This window comes from Desulforudis sp. DRI-14, from assembly GCF_052618305.1.
In genome coordinates this window covers 57836-79622 of the sequence record NZ_JBQXEZ010000001.1, presented here as the reverse complement: position 1 = coordinate 79622, position 21787 = coordinate 57836, and the positions used below count along the sequence as shown (strand labels likewise).

Here is a 21787-nt window from a genome sequence, read left to right as displayed (position 1 = left end):
CTTATCGCCCCTTATTTTTACCTGGTTTTCTCCAGGATCAGGATGTATTCGTGCTTAAAGACGTAGAAGCCGCCCAACAGGGCGCGGTAGCGCCAGAGTTCTTTCTGGCTGCGCTTGCCTTTGGTTTGTTCAAAGTTCTTCACGACGATGCTTTTCAGCTTTAAGCCCCGGCTCATCGCTTCCTGCATGCAGTAAAAACCCAGTGGGATCCACTCTCCTTTGCTGTACTTGTCCCCGATGACGATGCCCACGTAACGTCCTTTACGCAAAAGTGGCAGGGTGTTGTCGAGCACGGCCCCGAACATCTGCAGAAAATCTTCTGTTGATTGGGCATTGGAAAGATCGTTTGGGTCCGACGTAAATTGAATAATGTCGTGATACGGGGGGTGCATAAGGTAGAGGTCGACAGCATCAAACCCCATATCATGAATCAGCGTTTTAAAGTCAAAGTACCTGCTGTCTCCCGCTTCGACCCGGGTGGTGACGTTGTGAGGGTTCTCTTCGGCGGTGATCAGCTCGCGGGCTTTCTCAACGGTAGCCGGGTTGATCTCGACACCGGCGCCGTGACGGCCCAGCTGCCGGCACTCGATCAGCGTGGTGCCGCTGCCCGCAAAGGGGTCGACGACCAGGTCTCCCTTCCTTGTGTAACGCAGCATGAGCTGGTGGGGGATCTGGGGAATATAATTGCCCCAGTACCATCCCAGGTGAGCTCCGGATTGGTCGCGGCGGTCGATGTTCCACAGGCTGTCCGTAATAATCTCCTCATAGTCCTTCCAGCGGCGGAGATTGATGTCATTGATTCTGCCGGTCTTAGCTTCGGTCAGGCTCTTTTTTAAGCGTTGGGCATAGTAGTAAGCCCGCTCGTATGTATAGGCATCCAGGATCTGCTGGAGTTCTTCAAGAAGGGGCTTAAGCTTCAAAAGTATGCCTTCCCCGTTAGTGTTTACCAGTTCATCGTCCAACGCCTCGACGATTCTTTTAAGATTCGCTGTCCTGGTCTTGAGACCGGCAATATCCGGTTGGCTCAGGATGGCATCAATCAGCTGCAGTAATCTGGTTTTGTCGGCAGAAATATACTCGCTGTCATCGCGGCGAATGATTTTGCCGTTGAAAGTGTACACGCCGTTCTCCATTATCGTCTTCCTTATTAGGGATTTGCTGCTTAACCATTCGGCGGCGATCAGTCTGCATCCTTCCTGGAAACCTGCAATAGCGACCAAACCGGCTGAAGAGAAAGGCTGTTGCCGGCATTACAGAGCTTGGCCGCAGTTGCCCATTTTTGCGTATTGAGCAGGTATTTCATACGACAGCAAGAATAATAAGGGCATCCATATTTTGCGAGGGAGAGGAGAAAGTGTCCAGAAGGTCTCTTGCTTTCTTAGTCTTACTGTCTGCATTCTTGCTGCTCCTGACCGGCTGCGGCGGCGGGAAAGAACCGTCCAAAGCGGAGCCGGTGAAGTTCAAGCTTGCGCACTGCACGTGGGTAGGCTATGCACCGCTTTATATCGCGCAGGAAAAGGGCTTCTTCGCCAAGTATAACATTGCGCCGGAATTGGTTATTATCGAGGACGAGTCCCAGTATGCGGGAGCTCTGGCCTCAGGCCAGATCCAGGCCCTGGGCAACGTCCTGGACCGGGAAGTCATCCATTTTGCCAAAGGGACACCGGAGAAACTCATCTTTGCGATGGACGAATCGGCCGGCGGCGACGGTATTATTGCCAAGAAGGAAATCGCCAAGGTCGAAGACCTCAAGGGCGCCACTGTCGGCCTTGATAAGTCGTCCACTTCGTACTTCTTCTTCCTCAGCGTGCTTGACAAGTACGGCCTGAAGGAAGAGGACGTGACCATTCAGGAGATGAGTGCCGGCGATGCCGGGGCCGCGTTTGTAGCCGGAAAACTGGACGCCGCTGTGACCTGGGAGCCTTGGCTGACCAACGCCAGCCAGCGTGAGGGCGGCCACGTCTTGGTCAGCAGTAAGGACTTCCCGAAGACGATCATCGATGTGCTCGTGATGCGCGAGGATTTTGTCAAGGAGCATCCGGAGGCGGCCCTGGGCCTCACCAAGGCCTGGTTCGAAGCCATCGATTACTACCGGGAGCATGTCGACGAGGGTAACGAGATAATGGCGAAAGCCCTTGGGCTGGGGACCGAAGAAGTTGCCGAAATGGCCCGGGGCGTGCAGTTCCTGGGTAAGGATGAAAACCTGGCCTTCTTCGATCAGGCTTCCGAGGACAGCATTTATAAGGTAGCCGAGCGGGCCGTGCACTTCTGGACTGAAAAAGGAATCATCGACAAGGGCGTTGACTTCGCAGCATTGATCGACGACAGTTCCGTCAAAGAGGCGACAAAATAGGTAGTACGGGAGATAGACGACATTGGTCTGCAAAATGAAGATAAGTGGGGCTCTTACCCTACTTTCTTTTTTCTTGCTGGTACTGGCCTGGTGTGCCCTGTCTTACGGCGGGGTCGTGGGTGGTGTTTTTCTGCCCACGCCGGGCGAAGTTTTTCGCGCTTTCGGATCGATGCAAGCGGAAGGGATTCTCATCCCCTATACGCTGGCCAGCACGTACCGTGTCGTGGTGGGCTGGGCGCTTGCGGTTGCGGTGGCTGTCCCGTTGGGGTTGATGATCAGCACCTCAAGGCATGTTGAGGCCTTGTGCGAGCCGGTCATCGACTTCGCCCGTTACCTGCCGGTGGTGGCCCTTGTGCCCCTCACCATCCTCTACTTCGGTATCGGGGACGTGCAGAAGTTTGTGATCATCTTTCTGGGGACCTTCTTCCAGCTTGTGCTTATGGTCAGTGACGTGGTCAACAAGGTGCCCCGCGATTTGTTGCGGGCGGCAGCCACCCTGGGAGCATCCAAGAGGCAGACTTACCTGATGGTGCTGCTGCCGGCCTCGCTGCCGGGGATTATGGACAGCCTGCGCATCACCATCGGCTGGGCCTGGACCTACCTGGTGGTGGCCGAGTTGGTGGCCGCCAACTCGGGCCTGGGCTACATGATTTTGCGGGCGCAGCGCTTTCTGGCCATCGACCGCATTTTTGCCGGCCTGGTGATCATCGGGCTGTTAGGCCTGGCGACGGACTACTTTTTTAAGTGGCTGACCAGGGTGGCTGTGCCCTGGAGCGAAAAAGTGGGTGACCGGCCATGAGCAAGCTGGTTTTGCGGAAAGTTGGCAAAGTGTTTGGGGATCTCCGCCATCCGGTGCACGCTCTGGCGGAAATCGACCTGGAAGTTGCCGAGAACGAGCTGGCGGTAATTGTCGGGCCTAGCGGTTGCGGCAAATCTACGCTGCTTAATATTGTCGCCGGGCTGGACAGGGCCAGCAGCGGTTCGGTGCTGATGAACGGTATCGAGATCACCGGACCGGGAGCCGACCGGGGGATGGTGTTCCAGTCCTATACGCTTTTCCCATGGCTGACGGTGCAGAAGAATGTGGAATTCGGCCTGAGGATTAAAGGCACCCCTCCCGGAGAACGACGGGAAACAGCCCTGCGCTATATCAAACTCGTAGGTCTTGCCGGGTTCGAAAACGCTCTCCCCAAAACGCTCTCGGGAGGGATGAAACAGCGGGTGGCTATCGCCCGGGTGCTGGCCAACCGACCGGAAATACTGCTGATGGACGAGCCTTTCGGCGCCCTGGACGCCCAAACCAGAGTGGCGATGCAGGACCTGCTGCTGTCGGTCTGGGAGAAGGAGAAGACGACGGTGCTATTCATCACCCACGACATCGACGAAGCGGTGCTGCTGGCCGATACCGTTTACGTCATGTCCCGCCGGCCCGGACGCATCAGGACCAGGCTGAAAGTGGAGATTCCGCGTCCGCGGGACCATCGCGTCACGGTGTCTCCGGAGTTCGCTTCCATCAAGAAAGAGATCATGGAGATGTTGTGGGAAGAAAGCCAGGGCCTGAACATTTCGGATTAAGGAACCGGAATCACGGGGGAAACGACTCAAGCCGGCCGTGAGGCCGGTTCTTTTTTAAACGCTGCTTTAAACGCTGGCGCTTGGGACGGCGCTGTTGGCCCTGGGACTGGTCGGCTTTGCTTTTACAGGTTCAATGGCGGCCTTCATTGCCCTGACCGTGGTTCTGACGGTCGGAGAAATGGTCCACGCGCCCGGCAGCATGAAGTACCTGGCCATTTTTATACTGTTCAATGACTTCCTTGCCTTCGACAGGCCCGGTCTTGGCGGCAATGTGGACCAGTTCGTCATTAACTGTATCCCTGAAAGGATTCTTGGCCATCCAAACTACCTCCTGATCAGTATGGTCTTTACTCTTACCCTGCCCCATGAGGCTCCCGTTAATCCGGATAACCTTTAATTTAGCGATTGTTGAATGCTTTGCAAAAAAGGGGCTACAAAAGACTATTCTGCGTGTTAAATTTAATCTATCCTTAAAAATAGCTGTTAGAAAAGCAAGCGTTTCAGTTATCGGGGAGGACATCCCCGGGATTTCGTGAAGCTTGCGTCGCGGTCAATGTAATTAACAGGGGGGAACGGATTTGCGTCGATCCCCGGCGGAAACCGGGCACCAGACCGCCAGCCGGCAGGGTTTACACTACGGCTACGTTATCTTAATGGTCGGTATTCTCACTGTCATGGGAGCCCTGGGCTTTGCCCGGTTCGGCTACGCCACCATTTTACCGTCTATGAAGGCCGGCCTTTTGCTAAACAACACCCAGATGGGGATCATCGCAACCGGTAACCTTATCGGCTACACGGCTTTCTCCCTGATCGGCGGGTTCCTTGCCGCGAGGTTCGGCCCGAGGCTTATCATTGGCGGCTCGATGTTGCTCACCGGGGTGACCATGTTCCTTACCGGTACCGCCGGGGGATTCGGCCAGGCGGTGATCTATCGCTTTTTAACCGGTCTGGGCAGTGCTGGCAGCAACGTTCCCGTAATGGGGCTTGTATCAGCATGGTTTGCTCCTAAAAGGCGCGGCATGGCTGCCGGGTTTTTGGTCGGCGGCTCGGGATTGGGCTTTTTTATTACGGGCTTTCTAGTGCCAAGAGTGATCGCAGCCTGGCCGGAAAACAGCTGGCGCCTGAGCTGGTTTCTCCTGGGCGGCACGGTGGTTTTGCTGGCCCTATTGAGCTGTGTCTTTTTGAGGAATAAGCCTTCCGAAAAGGGATTTAAACCTATCGGCCTTGAGTCTGAAGCTCAGGCCGTAACAAGCAAGCGGCCGGTACAGGCGGCAAGCGGCGGTAACCGCCTTTCGTGGGGCAGCGTTTATACCTCTCCGGCGTTGTGGTCTCTGGGCGTGGTCTATCTGTTATTCGGTTTTTCCTATATAATCTATGGTACTTTCTTTGCGGCAGCGATGACGGCCGATAAAGGGTTTACCCAGGCACAGGCGGGGGCAGTGTGGTCGGCGATGGGTGCCATCGCTGTTTTCAGCGGCGTCATGTGGGGGACAGTCTCCGATCATCTGGGCCGTAAATACGCCCTGGCTGTTGTCTTCGGCCTTCAGGCCGTCTGCTACTTCCTGTTTGGCATAGCCGACAGCCCGGGTCCCCTCTACGCCTCGGCCTTACTCTACGGTCTTACCGCTTTCAGCATTCCTGGTATCGTGGCCGCCGCTTGCGGCGACTACGTCGGGCCGCTGCTGGCTCCGGCCGCCCTGGGGATGGTGACCTTCTTCTTCGCCGTCGGGCAGGCGGCGGCCCCTTCGGTTGCCGGCTACCTGGCCGACCAGACCGGCTCTTTCAGCACTGCCTTTTTCTTGGCCGCAGCCGTGGCGGCTCTGGGCAGTGCAAGCTCGTTCATCCTCCGCCCGCCGAAACTGAATTCATAGACGGGACAATTACGTACAGGGAAGCATAGGGGGATATCTTATGCTTGGCCGCTCCTGATTTAGAAGTGGAAACAGATAATTACTTTGCCGGCATCGAGGTGTGAAACTGGATGGCGGCACATTTATCACTAAAAAAGGGTTTATGTCGAAAGATGTGGAAAAAGCATTCATCGTTTCCAAATTAAATAGGGGGCGCGGGTGGAACGATGGTCATCGGGGATTTTATGACGAGACGGGTGGTCAGCGTAGGATTGGACGCCACCCTGGAGCATATCATGCGGCTTTTCGAGAATACAGGTTTTCACCACATCCCGGTTATCGATACCCGAACCAAGGAGTTCATGGGCATCATTTCGGACCGTGACCTCTACAAGCACCTGAGCCCCTTCGTGGGTACCATTTCGGAAAACAGCCGCGACGCGCTGACCCTCAAGAAGAAAGCCTACCAGATTATGACCAGAAAACCTCTGACTGTGACCAGGGAGACCACCATTGAAGACGCTGCGAGACTGCTTCTGACAAACAATATCTCCTGCCTGCCGGTTCTCTCTCCGGGCGGAGAAGTAGAGGGCATCGTAACGTGGAAGGACATCCTGCGCGAGCTTCTGGGACTCGATGTCGATGTGCGGAAGGCTAGGCAGCCCCCCGCTTTGTAATCCCGTGAAGTTCTTACCAGCTGCTTTCCCGTCTGTTTGCTTTCCCGTTTAAACCTTTCTTTCACAACTCTGCCCCGGCACCCGGCCATACAAGCGTTCACAACCTTGTACAGGAATTACAGTCGTCGGTCGTCAGTCGTCAGACTCGAAGGAATTCGCTGCGCGAATTCCACCGGAGTTTTGGAAGAGGACACCGCAGCCCCTTGGCTTTTCTTCCCGTGTCCGTCCGCTTACTGCACGGCGGCGGTCAGGTCTCTGCTAATGAGGTTTTTCTTGGGAACCGGAAGGGTTTTTTCTTGCGGGGATAAACTGTAAAAAAAACAGCCAAGGAGGTTCGAGAATGGAGCAGGATCTGCGGGGACAAACCCAGACACTGGTAACGCTGGTCGAATACCAGCCCGGCGCCGTGGTGAGCAGGACGATCCTGGACAGGAAGACGGGCACGGTTACTCTTTTCGCCTTTGATGCCGGCCAGGGTCTGAGCGAGCACACGGCGCCCTTCGACGCCCTGGTCATTGTTGTCGACGGCGAGGTGGAAATTACGATTTCCGGACGGCCGCACCAGTTAAAAGCCGGCGAAATGATCATCATGCCGGCGAACGAGCCCCATGCCCTGCGGGCGCTGTCGCCGTTCAAGATGATACTGGTGATGATCCGCTCGTAGCCGGTCGTGGCGTTATTTTGGCGTCCTGCATGTACTAATCTTTACAGGTCGTATACAGGGCCAGCGGTATAATCCTTTACGGGGTTGCATCGTTCCAGGTTGACCCCCTCGGGCTGGTCCTCGTCCCGCAACCGTTTTTTAGCGGTTTGCTCGCCTTCACCTTCATCGTCCTCGGAGGAAGGGTAGGTTACAGTTCTTGTGTCGGCTCTCATGCAGGGTTCGGGTTCGACAGCTTCACGCATTCCTGTTTCCATCGGTTTATCCCCTCCGATTTTGATGCATATCCGTATCTGAGATTAGAATACCTTTTCTTCAAGGTTCTAATCCAAAAGAGAAGGCCAGGGTTGCAAACCCTGGCCTCTAGATGGGAAGGATAGAGTGAAGCTAGTGAGCCAGCAGAGCGCGTACCAGCATGCCGGCCGCCTCCCCGCGGGTAACCGGGCGGTTGGGCGCCAACGTTCCGCCGTCCTGGGGCGTAAGGTAACCCATTGCCAGGGCGGCCGCCGCGTATCCGCGGTCGGCGGGATTAATGAGGCCCGCATCCTTCACCGCAAGTTTGAAAGCCTCGCCGTGGCGCGCCAGCGGCCCGAAACCCTGGCTGTTGACGAGCCACCTGGCTGCTTGGATTCTGGTTACCTGGCGCGCGGGATCGAAGCCCGCGGCATCCTCAATGATCCTTAAGGACAGCACCCGGTCAAGCAGCTGTTGATCGTCTTCTTCGTTCAAAGGCTGGTATCCGCCCGACTCGCCGGCTGCCCTGGCCAGCATCTCCAGGAGTTCCTTGCCGGTAATGACGTCGTTGGGCCGGAAGCGTCCGTCCTTGGCGGTGACGATGCCCTGCTCAGCGAGGAGATCAATGTCCTTGGCCGCGGGATGCCCGGTAATGTCGGTGAAGGCGGGTCGGCGGTCGGCCACCGGTTTCCCTTCATAGTCTATTTCCTGTCCCGTATTGGCGTCGAGCATCGCCGCCGGCCACAGGTTTGTCGGGTGATACAGCAGGAAATATGCAGCACGGTCAGTCTGTTCCGCCGGCCACTTCGCGTAAGCCCGGGCATACTCCAGCATCAGCGGGTGTTTCTCCAGGAAGCGCGCGCTGGCCGCGGCCTGGCTGATGACGCCGGCAGCCGCGGGGAAAGTAGTGTCCCACCAGCGCATCTGGTAGTTGGTAATTTCGCCTGTCACCGAGCTGACGGTCACGCTGAAACCGTTTTCGGGGTAGGGGATGCCGTTGACCATACGGGCAAACTCGAAGACATAGGAGCGAGGTCTTTCATCGCCCGCCTTGCTCCAGGGACCCAGCTCCTTCTCGCTCCGCCGAAGTACAACCTGTCCCGCGCGCGAGGGCTGCTGCTTTTTGATGAAGTTCTGAGCGATTTCCTGGGCCTGCGCCTGGCTCAACTTGACTTCCGGAGCGTTGCGATAATCAGGCTCGTTATCGTAGCGAGCGAAACCCAGAAGTTCGCCGTTCCGGGCGTCCACGCTGACATTGAGAGAGAGGCGCTTTTCCTTGTCGGTATAGTTGAAGCTCCAGATTTTCGATCCCGGTACGGACCAGTTAGCCATCAGTTCCTTGCTTGTCAGCTGCATTTCGGGCGGCAGAGAATAGGCCGCTTCCGCCTTCATCCGGGCCTGGTCGGCGGTCAGGAGCTTGCCCAGTTTGTCGACGGCCTCTTGTTCCACGACCGTTAAGGGCATTTTCTGGGCTCTGGCCGTCATTGGTTCCCCGCCGCCCCCGCCGAAGAAATCTCCCGTCACGTCGAAGTAATAGGGGCCGTTGAGAGAGTCATGGCGTTTCCCGGTCAGCGCGTCGAGGAGGAATCTGCCGTCGCGCAGCTGGTAGACGAGCCTTGGCTCGACGTCGGTGTCCCGGTCGCGCGGGCCGAAGTACATGTAGGTCAGTTCCAGCCCGGTTTCGGTGAAGATGGCGGCGGTGTGATCCGGGGAGAGACGTCCCGCAGGATCGGGAAGGTTGAGGTTTTCCTCCCAGGACAGGTTGAAGTTCTGCATTTCCCCGGTCTCGGCGTTGATGCCGACAGTAATGGTGTTGCCGTTGACGGGGATGCCGTTCACCGTGCGCAGGAACACGTAGTTGTACATTACGGGGTAGGTTCGGTTGCGCAGCGGAAAGACTCTAGCATTCTCCATAGGGTCTTGGGGCGCTGGTATGCACTGGGTAAATTTGTCCGGAACCAGTTGCTTGGCCACCTGCTTGGCCTTTTCCAGGGCTTCGGTCCGAGTGTAGGCGGGAAGCCCGTCGAAGCGACCGGAGCGGCAGCCCCTATAGATGTCGATGTTCAGGACCTCGCCGCTGGCGGCGCTGACGGTGATCATGCACTGACCGCCCGGTTCGCGGCTGTTGCTCCATCTCAAGTGCCAGACTCCGCGGCCTTTGTACTCTGTGTAGTCCGAAGTGAACTGTTCAAACTTAGCGGTGTCGGGATAAATGTTCCTGCCGATCTTTATGGCTTCTTCAAGGCTGACTTTGTTTTGCAGCACGCCGGCTGCGGCAGCGGCCACTCCCTCCCCTGCCGGCGCCGGGGCGGGGATGGCGGCAGGGACCAGGAGACTGACGGCCGTGACGGCGATGGCCAAGCCCCGCCGATAACGGTGAAACATTGCAGATACCTCCTTGCCAAAAATTCAACGAGTCTTTAACGAGTCTTTTCTGATGTTATAAGGCAGATCTACAGAAAAAAAATGACAAAAAAATACCCCGGATAGGGGTTAGGAGGAGGTGGCCTGTTAAACTTTTATCTTCTGCAGTTCAGCTAGCTGCTGAAGCAGGTTGATGACAGTTTTTGCTTCGCACCGTCGTCAAAACTGGGCTGCGAAGGTTGGGAAAACCGTGCTGCTGTTTCAAGTATAATTCACCGGGCGGTCGCCGAACCAGAGATCAAAGTCCTAGAAAGGATGAGACTATAGGAGGTTTTTTCTCCTTAATTTGAATGTCAATAATCAAAAAGTCAGGGCTTTCAGCCAGTAATCGTAGATGATGCTCTGGCCGTAGGTCGTGCCGGGCACGGCCCAGCGGGCGTTCAGTTTCTGCCAGGTGGGGGCAGAGCCCCGGGCGACCAGGTTGTAGCGCGGGTCCACCAAAACCTTGCCGGGGGGCAGCGGGTTGCGGCAGGCATAGGCGTAAAGGTGTTGGATGTGGGCCTCGACGCCCGCCTCCGGGGAAGCGAAAATCGCCCCGTGAATCCCCGGCTCGAACCGGACCAGCTGGGGGTCGGCCCCGTTTAACGGTTCCTGGCCGGTACAGGGGCTGCCGGTGGCCCACAGGCCGCAGTAGTTATTTTGGAAGGGCTGGACGCTGCCGGTAAACTGCCAGTAGTGAGTTTCCTTGGCGGCCTGGCAGAAGGCCAGGTCTCCCCGGATGCCGTATTCGGCTCCGATGCACAGGTAGAGCTCGGCAAGGTCGGGAATGGGGACGAATTCCCGGCCGTATTGCTGCGCCATTTTGGCCCGGATGCGCGGCGTTTCGGCCGCCAGCCATGCTTTCAACTGGCCGGCGGCGGCCACGGCAGGTCCCTGAATGGTCAGGTCGGCCATGGCTATGACCGTCCCGTCGGGCAATTTGACGGTCGAGGGATACTTGCTTAGTTGACTGAGATAGGTCTTGAACTGCTCTATTTGTTGAGTGCTGAAGTCCGCCTCGCTTTTGTGCAGCAGTTCCGCGGAACTGCTGACCGAACCGTCGAGCAGCTTTAAGTTGGTCCGGTATGCGGCCAGCTCCTGGAACAACGTGCTGGACGGGGCTGACGGTTCCGCATCGCGGCTGGGCACAGGGAAGGTCAGCCGCGACTTTACGTCGACCGTGCGGCTCTCCTTGCGCCAGTTGACCTCGCAGCCCAAGGCCTCGCCCACCGTCCGGAGCGGCACTACCGTCCGTCCCAGCCGCGTTACGAGGGGCTGCCCGTAGTCCGGCGGAATGGCGAGAACCCTGCCGTCAATGACGATCTGCACATCGTTTTGCCGACCTGGCGGCCGAGAGGGTACGGCCTCTGAACCACTGCTAAACGTGGTGATGATGACCTGCCTGGTTGCCGAACGCCACTCCACTTTCGCGCCTAAGCCTTCGCCGATGATCCGCAGGGGGACGTAGGTCCTCCCGTCAAGGATCAAAGGGGCTTGATCATCCAGCGGGACGGTTACCGTTTTGCCGTCGATGACGATACCGATGCCGCCGCCTGCTGCGGCCTGCATGGGAAGGAAAGCAGCGGACAAAATTCCGAAACCGAGGCAGAGCGTGATCAGGATTTTAAGTCGGGATGAACAGTGAATAGGGCACCAGTCCTTTCCGGGGTCACCTTGCTCATGAGTGACAATGCTTTTTTAAGCATATATGTGACATGGAAAGGAATTCTACGGTGCCCGCCGCCGCCCCTGCTCGGTCTTACCGACCTGCTATGAGGCTGTTGAAAAACTGCGCCTGGCTAAAAAAGAAGTCTGACGCCGGAAGTTGGATGCCTGTAATGTATAATTTCGGCGCTCCCCGCGTCGGCGACCTGCAGTTCGCCTTATGCGTACGGCGCGATGGTGGCGGGGAGCGCGCGCCTCGTCAACGTTCACGACATTGTTCCCCTGCTGCCGCCCAGGAGGATCAAACCATTCTTGACGAACAAGATCTGGTGCTACGAGCCTGTTCCCGGCGTTTTTCCGCTGGCCGTTCAAACCGGCAGCCTGCAGGGAAACCACGCCATGCAAACTTACCTGGAGGCCCTTATGGATTTAAGCAAAAGAGCCCCGGCGTTCGGGGAACGTAGCCCTTCCTCCGTAGCCATCCGTTACCCCCGAGTCCCGTCTTGGTTTGCCATGCGCCGGCCCAGCAGGCGGGCCAGCCGGCCGATGCCGTCTTTGATGCTGGCGGGCGGGGTGTTCGAGAAATTCAGCCGCAGGCAGTTTTCGCCCCCGCCCGTGGCGAAGAACGGGGCGCCGGGGACGTAGGCCACTTTTTCAGCGACAGCCTCCTCAAGCAGCGTGCCGCTGTCTAGCCCCGGCGGGAGAGTGACCCAGAGAAACATTCCGCCCTCGGGCTCGGTCCAGGCGACACCGGGAGGAAACTGTTCGCGCATCGCCCTGATCATCGTCTCCCGCCGCCGCCCGTACTCGCGCCGGATTGTTTTGATGTGTCCGGAGGCGTCGGCGGCGGTGAGGTAGCGGTAGACCGCCCGCTGGACCAGCGTGCTGGTGTGCAGGTCGGTACCCTGCTTGGCCAGGATCAGCTTCGATACCAGATCCTTTTCGGCCACGACCCATCCCAGTCTCAGCCCCGGGGCGATCGTCTTGGAAAAGGTGCTCAGGTAAATCGTCCGGGCCGTCCGGTCAAAGCTCTTCAGCGGGGGGACGGCCTCCCCGGCGTAGCGCAGTTCGCTGTACGGATCGTCTTCTATCAGCGGTATCCGGTACTTTTCCAGGAGAGCGGCCACGGCTTCCCTCCTTTCACGGGGCATGGTGATCCCGGTCGGGTTCTTGAAGGTGGGTGTAAGGTAGATAAACTTCGGGCGCTGCTCGCGGATGGCCTTTTCCAGCGCTTCGGTCACAATGCCGCCTTCATCCGTCGGGACAGCCACGAAACGGGCCTGGTAACTGCGAAAGACCTGGATGGCGCCAAGGTAGCTCGGGTTTTCCACGATTACAGCGTCGCCGGGGTCGATAAAGAGCTTGGCCAGCAGGTCCAGGGCCTGCTGGGAGCCGTTGGTAAGGAAGACGTTTTCCGGCTCGGCGTCGACGCCTTTCTCCCGCATGGTCCCGGCGATCTTCTCCCGGAGCGGCAGGTAGCCCTCGGTGGTGCTGTACTGTAACGCCGTTGCTCCGCCTTCGTCAAGCGCGTCGTTGACGGCCTTGCGTAATGCATCAAGCGGGAACATTTCGGGTGCCGGCAAGCCGCCGGCAAAGGAAATGACGCCAGGGCTTTCGGTTATTTTCAGGATTTCCCGGATGGCTGAGCTTTGCATCCGGCCGACTCTTTCCGCGAAGGCGTAAGGCATACGATCCTCTCCCAAAATTGGATTGTTGTAAGAACGATACTACATTGCTTTGGGCAAGGAAAGAGCCAATTGCATGCCGACTTATTTATCTTTCTGTCATAACAAAAGGGAATTGGACTAATAACTTAACAGCATATATGATCTAGGCAAAAGCCACCTGTCAGGGAGTGAGGTTGTTTTGGCCGATTACACCAAGATGTGGGACGAGCTGGGTCTGGATCTCGAGGCGCACGACCAGTTGCTTCAGGCGTTGCCTCCGACGTACGGGGAGGTATATATGCGGCAAGAGAACCGCCCCAAGGGGATGGAGTATTTCGACTTCGTGGTCAGCGAGATTCACGGCTTGCGCGTACAGGAGTTGCAGGAGTTTAAGAAGAGCGGCGGCAAGGTGGTCGGGACTTTCTGCATCTTCGTGCCCGAGGAATTGGTCCTGGCCGCGGGAGCGGTCTACGTTGGCCTTTGTTCCGGCCTCGATATCGGCGCCGCGGAGGCCGAAGCCGTGCTCCCGCGCAATATCTGCCCCTTGATCAAGTCGTTCATGGGCTTTAAGCTGGCCCGCGTCTGTCCCTACATGGAGTCGTGCGACCTCCTGGTCGGGGAAACGACCTGCGACGGCAAGAAGAAGGCCTTCGAAGTGCTGGCTGACTTCGCCCCGGTTTACGTCATGGAGACCCCTCAGAGGAAAGGTCCTGTGGGGCGCATGCTCTGGATGGAGGAAATCCGGTTGCTGGCCCTTAAGCTGGAGGAATTGACCGGGAAGCGCATCACCAGTGACTCCCTTGCCGAGAGCATCCGCCGCGTCAATGCCAAACGCCGGGCTCTGCAGCGCCTTAACAGGTTGAGGCAGGCCGACCCGGCACCGATTTCGGGCCGCGATGCCCTGCTGATCAACCAGATCGCGTTTTACGACGACGTCGACCGTTTCACGGCCCAGGTCAACGCCCTTTGCGACGAACTCGAAGAGCGGGTCGGCAAAGGCGTTGGGATAGCCCCGGAGGGGACGCCTCGCGTGGTTGTAAGCGGCACCCCGATGGCCATACCCAACTGGAAGGTGCCCTTCATCGTCGAGTCGGCGGGGGCGGTCATCGTCGGTGAGGAGATGTGCACGGGGTCCCGTTATTTCGAGACCCTCACCGAGGAGCGAGAAGGAGCGGACCTGGACGAGATGCTGGCCGGGGTGGCGGCCCGGCACCTGGAGCCCGACTGCGCCTGCTTTACGCCCAATTCCCGGCGTCTCGAAAAGCTTGTTGATATGGCCCGCGCGCACCGTGCCGACGGAGTCATCAGTTACATCCTTTCTTTTTGTGATCCCTATGCTGTTGAGGCCTATCAAGTTGAGAAGGCTCTGAAACGTACCGGTATCCCTTCCCTGAAAATCGAGACCGACTACGGCCAGCATGACGCAGGCCAGATCCGTACGCGTGTAGAGACTTTCCTGGAGATAGTGGCCGGGCGCAAGGCGGCGGAAAGACGGGCCGGCGCTGTCAGCGGCTGAGAGCGGGACGTTGGAAAACAAGGAAGAGCCGGGCCTTTGACGAGGCCCGGCTCTTTGTTCGGTTGCGTCGTTCGCGAGTTAAGAAAAGTTAGAGCAGAGAGGGAACGAAGACCATTGAGCAGACTACAGCCAGGAAGCCAATGACCGGCAATAGAACGAAGCCAAAGGACGCTCTGCCCATGAGCATCTCGGCCCGCGGCAGTTCCGAACAGCAGTATGGGTCGTCCAGACACTCCTGGACAAAGTCGTCGTGGCCGGTTTTAGAGGTTGTCATGGTAAACGCCCTCCTTTCAAGTACCTATTTGCCCGCAGGGGGCAATTACCATACTACTCTTGTGCCAAGAAGAAGTCAACCATTCTCATCCAAGCTCTCAAATTCACTTGATTATTAAATGGTAAGGGGTTATCACCACCCGGGAAGCGCGGCGAAGCGGCATCCCTTACTGTGCGGTACCCTGACGTTAACCTCATATTTTGTGGTAAGATAAGGTATAGAAGACTGTTGAAAGGGTGTTTCGCGATGGGGCTGACTAAAATGGACGTCGAAGAACTGCGATCGGCCTATACGATGGCTTTCATCTACCAAGACGGGAAGGGCTATATCGAAATGACAAGGGAGGAGGATCTGGACCACCCGTACCGCATTGCCACCGAAACCCGCTTTGTAAACGAGGCGGACCAGGACGGCAAACTGGTCCGTGCCGCGGCGTTTTTTATGCTCGCCCGGCAAAACCGCAGGTGTGCAACCATTGCCAGGTTGTTGCAAGAGGGGGACAGGATCGAACTGGAGTGGCAGCGTGACCGCTTCACAACGGCCAATATGGAGGCGGAAGGCTTTCATACCGACGCGCTGTTTTTGAATATCATCCGTGACGGGCAGGTGTTTACCTTCCTGGTGGACGTCTACACGACAAACAAGGAAGAAATGAGAATGGTCGAAAGCGTGTAGCATTACTAGTAGTACTACCATCGGAATTTTCATCACAGAAAGAAGCGGCCTTTAAACTGCACTCGCTCGGTGAGGTATAAAGGCCTTTTTTATCTGCATCGGCCCCGGGGCTTAAAAGCTCAATTAATATAGAAAAGGTATTTAATCCCAGCGTTTGAAAAGTTAGTATCGAAGGGAGGGCAGATTTATGCGTATCGCCATGCTCGCGCCTGTTGCCTGGAGAACCCCGCCCCGGCATTACGGCCCCTGGGAAAGGGTTGTCTCGTTGTTGACGGAAGAACTCGTTGCCAGGGGCGTTGATGTCACTCTTTTTGCCACTGCGGACTCCTTGACTGCGGCGGAACTTCGGGCCGTATGCCCCACCGGGTATGAGGAGGACCCCGGGCTTGACCCGAAGGTTTGGGAGTGCCTGCACATTTCGGAGGTATTCGAGTCCGCCGGCGAATTCGACCTTATTCACAACCACTTCGACTTTTTACCGTTAAGTTACAGTCGCCTGGTCAAAACCCCTGTGTTGACCACGATACACGGTTTTTCGTCGCCGAAGATCCTGCCGGTATATAAGAAATACAACGGCAGCAGCTTCTACGTCTCGATCAGTAATGCGGACCGTTCCCCGGAACTCAATTATGTGGCTACGGTCTACCATGGCATAGACATGGACAGGTTTACTTTTGATCCGGAGGGCGGAGCCGACCTGCTCTTTTTCGGCCGGATCCATCACGACAAGGGAGCGCGCGAAGCGATAGAGATCGCCCGGCGTTGCGGCCGCCGGCTGGTTATGGCGGGGATCATCCAGGACCGAGACTATTTCACCCGCGAGGTGAAGCCGCATCTCGACGGTAAAAACGTCTGCTATATAGGCAGTATCGGGCCGGCGGAGCGTGACAACCTGCTGGGAAGCGCCTATGCTCTTCTTCACCCGATTAACTTCAACGAACCTTTTGGGCTTTCCGTGGTCGAGGCCATGGCCTGCGGCACGCCTGTCATCGCCTTTAACCGGGGAAGCATGCCCGAGCTGATCTGTGACGGTGTCAACGGTTTTCTGGTAAGAGATGTGGAAGAAGCGGTAACAGCGGTGGAAAAGATTCCGGCCATTAACCGCGCAATGTGCCGTAAGACCGTCGAAGAACGGTTTACTTCAGCCCGGATGGCGGATGACTATATCCGGGTGTATCAACGAATCCTGGATATAACCAGGCAATCTGTTATGTAGGAGTGAACTGTGTTGCACCCAGCCATCGTAACGCGTTACGAACGCAATCCCATCCTGACCAGGGACGATGTTCCGTACCCGGTAGCGACCGTTCACAACGCCGGCGTCGTGAAGCACAACGGCCGCTATGTAATGCTTTTCCGGTCCCACCGGTACAACGGCCGTTCGATTATCGGCCTGGCCGAAAGCGACGACGGCTTTTCCTTCAAGGTGCATCCCGAGCCCTTTCTTGTTCCCGCTACGGAAGGTGTTTTTGCCGAGTATGAAGAATACGGCGTTGAGGATTTGCGCATATGCCCTATTGATGATGAGTACCTGCTGACATACAGCGTCTATTCACGCCATGGAGTTCGTATCGCGCTGGCCCGGACCAGAGACTTCCAGAGTGTGGAACGGATAGCGTTGATCACCCAGGCCGACTACCGGAACGTGGTTCTCTTCCCGCAGCATTTTGAAGGCCGCTATGCCCGGCTGGACCGCCCGCACTCCGAAATCTCCCCCTGGTCGATCTGGATATCCTATTCCCCGGATTTGATTCACTGGGGGGATTCGCGTGTAGTTATGAAACCCGTTCAATATCACTGGGATGAAATGAAGATAGGACCGGGGGCGACTCCCATCAGGACAGACTGGGGGTGGCTGCATATCTACCACGGGGTGTTCCCGACGATGGATGGTTCGGTATACAGGCTTGGCGTTGCCCTGCACGACCTCAAGGACCCGTCAAAAATACTGGGGGTGGCGGATGATTGGATCTTGCAGCCTGAAGATCCCTGGGAAATCACCGGATACGTGCACAATGTCGTGTTCACCTGCGGCGCGGTACCGGAGGATGACGGCTCCGTCAAGCTTTACTGGGGGGGCGCGGATACCGTAATGTGCGTGGGGACGGCGAGGATCGGTGAACTGGTCGACCTGTGCCTGAACCATTCCCGTGCCCCGTTTTAGACAAGGGACGGTGAGGGTATGAGAACCATGGATGACGGCAACCTGGTGGCGGTAATCATAGCAGGAGGCGTTGGAACGCGTTTCTGGCCCTTGAGTACGGCGAACAGGCCCAAGCAGTTTGTCCGGCTGTTTGGCGAGCGCTCCCTGCTGCAGGGAACCTACGACCGTGTAGCGTCGCTCGTCCCGCCGGAGCGTATTCTTGTGCTGACCAACGAGGGTTTTGTCGGGCTGGTTCGCGAGCAGCTCCCCGACATACCGGCGGAGAACATCATCGGCGAGCCCGTCCGCCGCGATACGGCGGCAGCGGTCGCGCTGGCCGCGCTGTTGTGCCGAAAACGTTTTGGCAATCCTACAATGGTTGTCTTGCCTGCCGACCACAGGATTGACGGGTCCGAACAATTTGTCCGGGCGCTTTTGTCGGCAGCAAGGTATGCGGCCAGGGATGGGGCGCTGTACACCTTCGGCATCAAACCCGCTTATCCGGCGACCGGCTACGGCTATCTGGAACTGGGTGACCAGGTCGCTGAGGATGCCGGCATAAGCCATTTCTTATTGAAGAGTTTTAAGGAAAAACCTGATGCGGCGACAGCCGAGCGCTACATTCGAAGTGGCCGGTATCTTTGGAACAGCGGGATGTTTGTCTGGACCGCGGAAACCTTTATCGCCGCACTGGAACAACACCTGCCGGAACACCTGCAGTATTTGAAACCCATTGTTGCCGGCGACCGTTCGCCTGAATGGCGCGCCGCCCTCCGGCGGGTCTTCACCGAGCTTCCTGCCATATCAGTCGACTATGGAATAATGGAAAGGGCCGCCAACGTACGTACAGTGATTGCCCCCTTCTCGTGGAGCGACATCGGCGGATGGACGGCTCTGGAGAGCCTGTTGGGAAAGGATGATTGGAACAACGCCGTCCGGGGGCGGGTCAGGACGCTGAACGCCCGGAACAACATCGTGTTCTCTGAAGACAGGGAGGAGACAGTGGCCCTGGTTGGTGTCACTGAGACCGTGGTCGTCCGTTCCGGGGATAAAACCCTGGTCATGAACAAAGCACATGCTGAGGAATTAAAGAAGCTGGTGGAGGACTTGCTTAGTGAAACGGAAAAAGGAAGACAAGGCGTAGGAGCGTATCAGAGTAAACAATGTGCCGGGGTCCCGTGTTTTAAAGCCTATGACATCCGCGGCAGGGTTCCCGACGAGTTGAACGAGGAACTGGCTTTCTCCATCGGCCGTGCCTACGCGGCACTCCTCAGGCCGAGGAGGGTGGTTGTCGGACACGATGTCCGCCTGTCCAGCCCGTCTTTAACCGAAGCCTTGGTCAACGGGCTGACGAAGAGCGGGGTTACGGTAATCGATATCGGCCTTTGCGGGACGGAGGTGGTTTACTTCGCCACCTTCGATCTGGATGTGGACGGCGGCATCATGGTCACGGCCAGCCACAACCCGTCGGACTATAACGGTATGAAGTTCGTCCGGGAAAAGGCCAAACCGATCAGCGGGGATTCCGGGCTCAGGGACATTGAGGCAATGGTCGGAGCCGGCAACCCGGGCGCTTGTTCACCGGCGGTATCTGTCCCGGGGAAAACCAGGAAAGTGGACATCTACGACAGGTATGTGGCGCACCTGCTGAAATACGTTGCCCTGTCCGGTCTCAAACCCTTTAAGGTTTTATGCAATGCGGGCAACGGCGGAGCCGGGATGGTCATCGACAGGCTGGAAAGACACCTGCCCTTCTGTTTTGAAAAGATGTATTTCGAACCCGACGGGACGTTTCCCAATGGGGTTCCGAACCCGCTTTTGCCCGAGAACCGTCGGGTTACAGCCGAGGCCGTCCGTAAGGCCGGGGCTGACGTAGGGATCGCCTGGGACGGAGATTACGACCGGTGTTTCCTTTTCGATGAAAACGGTTCTTTCATAGAGGGTTACTATATCGTGGGGCTGCTGGCAGGTCAGTTTCTCAAACGCTACCCCGGCGCCAAGATCATTCATGACCCCCGCCTGACCTGGAACACCATTGAAATCGTGAAAACGGCCGGCGGGATCCCCGTACAGAGTAAAACCGGGCACGCGTTCATCAAGGAACGAATGCGGGCGGAAGATGCCGTCTATGGCGGAGAGATGTCCGCGCACCATTATTTCCGCGACTTTGCTTACTGCGACAGCGGAATGATCCCGTGGCTCATGGTTCTTGAAATCATGAGCCAGACAGGGAAGAAGCTTTCGGAGCTTGTGGGCGAACGGATGAAGCTTTATCCGATCAGCGGGGAAATTAACCGAAGGGTTCCCGATCCGCTGGCTGCCATCAACCGCATTCGGGCGAAGTACGAGAAAGAGGCGCTGCGCGTGGATGAAACCGACGGGATAAGCCTGGAGTTTGAACGGTGGCGTTTTAATCTCCGGATGTCGAATACCGAGCCTGTTGTCCGGCTAAATGTGGAAACGCGGGGTGATCGAGAGCTTCTGGAACAAAGGACAACGGAGCTTCTTGCCGAACTGGATAGTGACTGACCGTTAACGGTATACACCAAAACCATGATTCTGCTATACAAATAAATACAGCAAGACACTTAAAAGGGCGGTAGAAAAGATGCCACGAAACGGCGCAGCGTGCATTCTGGCGACACGCAGAGGCAAGATCAGACAGGCCGATTGCCACCGGGTCATCGTCAGGCCGTTTATCCCCGGGGGTGAAGAACGGGTACGCAGCATCATCAAGCGGGTGATGACTCTTTCCGAAGATGAGGTTACATCTCTTCTCAATCAGGTAATGGAGGAATTTGCCTACCGGCACCGGCGCTTTATTGAGAGCCTGCAAAGGAATTATGAGCTTATTGCTGGGTACGTGCCGGAGGACGCCAAGGTTTCCGAGAGCCGGAGACTCCTGCTGGGGGCTTATTTTACCAACGAGTATTCTATTCAGTCGGCTGGTGTCCTTAATCCGTCGATTGTGCCCCACCCCGACCAGGAGAACCTCCCGGTCGATCATGCAAGGTATCTTATCACCTTCCGGTGTGTGGGCGAGGGGCATATATCGTCCCTTGAATTCAGGTCGTGCGTGCTTGACGACAAGTACCGCATTATGACCCGGCCTCTCAGTTGTCATATCGAGACTCCGGAATGGATTCCCACCGAAACCTATAACCGGGCACTTTTTGAGGCCCAGCTCAAAAGCCGGGGAATGGCAGGCAAGTTTTTACGGGTAATTGTCGACCGGCTGCCGGAAGACTTTACTTTAAAACAACTCGATAAGGTGATCGAAGAAGCAGAAGTGCAAAGGACCTTCCCTAAACGCTTTCGATCGGCGATCCGGGAAGTCCTCGGCTGGTTAAGCAAGAACGTGTATACGGTACAATTCCGCAGTGACACCCGCATTTCAGGACGCGTTCTTTTCCCTGCGGCCGAAAACGAGTGCCGGGGCATAGAGGACGCGCGGTTTGTCCGTTTTACCGACGATGACGGAACGGTTACTTATTACGGAACGTACACGGGATATAACGGTTTCACAATTGCCTCCAAGATTCTTGAAACCGACGACTTTCTTAAGTTCAAGTCGACCACTCTCGTCGGCAGGGCGGCGCGGAACAAGGGCCTGGCACTGTTCCCCCGGCGCATCAATGGAAGGTACGCAGCCCTGGCGCGCATGGATAACGAAAGTAACTACGTCGCCTATACGGACAATATCTATTGCTGGGAAGAAGCCCAGTTAATCCGGGGCCCGCTCAGCCCTTGGGAGTTCGTCCAGATCGGTAACGGAGGTTCGCCCATCGAGACCGAGGCCGGTTGGCTGGTTGTAACCCATGGGGTCGGGCCGATGCGTAAGTATTGTCTGGGGGTTGATCTCTTGGATCTGAATGACCCGTCCAGGCTTATCGGGCGGACGCAGGAACCTATTCTCGCCCCCAATGAGTACGAACGTGAGGGGTACGTGCCGAACGTGGTCTATACCTGCGGGGCGGTTATCCACCGCGATGAGCTGATTATCACCTATGCTATGTCTGACTGGGAATCCGGGCTCGCCTCAATTCCGGTCAAGGATTTGATAAACAGGTGCCTGTTATAAGGACCAAGACAAA

Annotated in this window: 19 protein-coding genes; 13 read left to right on the top strand and 6 right to left on the bottom strand. The window is 57.0% G+C overall.

Going from position 1 to position 21787, the window contains the following annotated elements:
• Nucleotides 1-17: 17 nt before the first annotated feature.
• Nucleotides 18-1133 (bottom strand): DNA methyltransferase, encoded by a 1116-nt coding sequence (locus tag ACUM6F_RS00400; RefSeq protein ID WP_445348028.1) that lies wholly within the window; start codon nucleotides 1131-1133, stop codon nucleotides 18-20.
• A 221-nt stretch (nucleotides 1134-1354) separates the two neighbouring features.
• Between ACUM6F_RS00400 and ACUM6F_RS00395 the strand changes: the two genes are divergently transcribed.
• From ACUM6F_RS00395 to ACUM6F_RS00365, 7 genes are all read left to right on the top strand, one after another.
• Nucleotides 1355-2353, top strand: coding sequence for an ABC transporter substrate-binding protein (locus tag ACUM6F_RS00395; RefSeq protein WP_445348027.1), 999 nt, complete (start codon nucleotides 1355-1357; stop codon nucleotides 2351-2353).
• A 22-nt stretch (nucleotides 2354-2375) separates the two neighbouring features.
• A complete protein-coding gene (locus ACUM6F_RS00390) occupies nucleotides 2376-3152 on the top strand; it encodes an ABC transporter permease (RefSeq protein ID WP_425620239.1) in 777 nt (258 codons plus the stop codon).
• Between the two features lie 29 nt (nucleotides 3153-3181).
• Nucleotides 3182-3928: an ABC transporter ATP-binding protein gene (locus ACUM6F_RS00385; RefSeq protein WP_426377375.1), complete on the top strand. Its 747-nt coding sequence runs from the start codon at nucleotides 3182-3184 to the stop codon at nucleotides 3926-3928.
• Between the two features lie 133 nt (nucleotides 3929-4061).
• A complete protein-coding gene (locus tag ACUM6F_RS00380) occupies nucleotides 4062-4325 on the top strand; it encodes a hypothetical protein (protein WP_445348026.1) in 264 nt (87 codons plus the stop codon).
• A gap of 181 nt (nucleotides 4326-4506) precedes the next feature.
• Nucleotides 4507-5799: an MFS transporter gene (locus ACUM6F_RS00375; RefSeq protein ID WP_445348025.1), complete on the top strand. Its 1293-nt coding sequence runs from the start codon at nucleotides 4507-4509 to the stop codon at nucleotides 5797-5799.
• A gap of 224 nt (nucleotides 5800-6023) precedes the next feature.
• On the top strand, nucleotides 6024-6455 hold the full coding sequence (locus tag ACUM6F_RS00370) for a CBS domain-containing protein (protein ID WP_426387979.1): 432 nt from the start codon (nucleotides 6024-6026) through the stop codon (nucleotides 6453-6455).
• Between the two features lie 340 nt (nucleotides 6456-6795).
• On the top strand, nucleotides 6796-7119 hold the full coding sequence (locus tag ACUM6F_RS00365; RefSeq protein WP_445348024.1) for a cupin domain-containing protein: 324 nt from the start codon (nucleotides 6796-6798) through the stop codon (nucleotides 7117-7119).
• Nucleotides 7120-7160: 41 nt separating this feature from the next.
• Here the strand turns inward: ACUM6F_RS00365 and ACUM6F_RS00360 are convergent, their stop codons facing one another.
• The 4 genes from ACUM6F_RS00360 to ACUM6F_RS00345 form a co-directional block, all read right to left on the bottom strand.
• Nucleotides 7161-7373 carry a hypothetical protein gene (locus ACUM6F_RS00360; RefSeq protein ID WP_445348023.1) on the bottom strand — a complete coding sequence of 71 codons (213 nt, stop codon included), beginning with the start codon at nucleotides 7371-7373 and terminating at the stop codon, nucleotides 7161-7163.
• Nucleotides 7374-7503: 130 nt separating this feature from the next.
• Nucleotides 7504-9735, bottom strand: coding sequence for a YcdB/YcdC domain-containing protein (locus tag ACUM6F_RS00355; protein ID WP_445348022.1), 2232 nt, complete (start codon nucleotides 9733-9735; stop codon nucleotides 7504-7506).
• 339 nt (nucleotides 9736-10074) lie between these two features.
• The gene (locus tag ACUM6F_RS00350) at nucleotides 10075-11322 is read right to left on the bottom strand and encodes a stalk domain-containing protein (protein ID WP_445348021.1); all 1248 of its coding nucleotides are present in this window, start codon (nucleotides 11320-11322) and stop codon (nucleotides 10075-10077) included.
• A gap of 581 nt (nucleotides 11323-11903) precedes the next feature.
• Nucleotides 11904-13106: an aminotransferase-like domain-containing protein gene (locus tag ACUM6F_RS00345; RefSeq protein WP_445348020.1), complete on the bottom strand. Its 1203-nt coding sequence runs from the start codon at nucleotides 13104-13106 to the stop codon at nucleotides 11904-11906.
• Nucleotides 13107-13284: 178 nt separating this feature from the next.
• Here ACUM6F_RS00345 and ACUM6F_RS00340 point away from each other — a divergent pair, with 178 nt between their 5' ends.
• On the top strand, nucleotides 13285-14601 hold the full coding sequence (locus tag ACUM6F_RS00340) for a double-cubane-cluster-containing anaerobic reductase (protein ID WP_425620230.1): 1317 nt from the start codon (nucleotides 13285-13287) through the stop codon (nucleotides 14599-14601).
• 88 nt (nucleotides 14602-14689) lie between these two features.
• Here ACUM6F_RS00340 and ACUM6F_RS00335 read toward each other — a convergent pair whose 3' ends face one another.
• The gene (locus tag ACUM6F_RS00335) at nucleotides 14690-14875 is read right to left on the bottom strand and encodes a hypothetical protein (protein ID WP_425620229.1); all 186 of its coding nucleotides are present in this window, start codon (nucleotides 14873-14875) and stop codon (nucleotides 14690-14692) included.
• 246 nt (nucleotides 14876-15121) lie between these two features.
• Between ACUM6F_RS00335 and ACUM6F_RS00330 the strand changes: the two genes are divergently transcribed.
• The 5 genes from ACUM6F_RS00330 to ACUM6F_RS00310 all read left to right on the top strand — a co-directional run bounded on the left by ACUM6F_RS00330 (nucleotide 15122) and on the right by ACUM6F_RS00310 (nucleotide 21774).
• A complete protein-coding gene (locus ACUM6F_RS00330) occupies nucleotides 15122-15550 on the top strand; it encodes a hypothetical protein (RefSeq protein WP_445348019.1) in 429 nt (142 codons plus the stop codon).
• Between the two features lie 187 nt (nucleotides 15551-15737).
• A complete protein-coding gene (locus tag ACUM6F_RS00325; RefSeq protein WP_445348018.1) occupies nucleotides 15738-16766 on the top strand; it encodes a glycosyltransferase family 4 protein in 1029 nt (342 codons plus the stop codon).
• Between the two features lie 12 nt (nucleotides 16767-16778).
• Nucleotides 16779-17714, top strand: coding sequence for a glycoside hydrolase family 130 protein (locus tag ACUM6F_RS00320; protein ID WP_445348017.1), 936 nt, complete (start codon nucleotides 16779-16781; stop codon nucleotides 17712-17714).
• Between the two features lie 18 nt (nucleotides 17715-17732).
• Nucleotides 17733-20222, top strand: a complete 2490-nt coding sequence (locus ACUM6F_RS00315; RefSeq protein ID WP_445348016.1) for a sugar phosphate nucleotidyltransferase — start codon at nucleotides 17733-17735, stop codon at nucleotides 20220-20222.
• A gap of 79 nt (nucleotides 20223-20301) precedes the next feature.
• Nucleotides 20302-21774, top strand: a complete 1473-nt coding sequence (locus ACUM6F_RS00310) for a glycoside hydrolase family 130 protein (RefSeq protein WP_445348015.1) — start codon at nucleotides 20302-20304, stop codon at nucleotides 21772-21774.
• Nucleotides 21775-21787 lie beyond the last annotated feature (13 nt).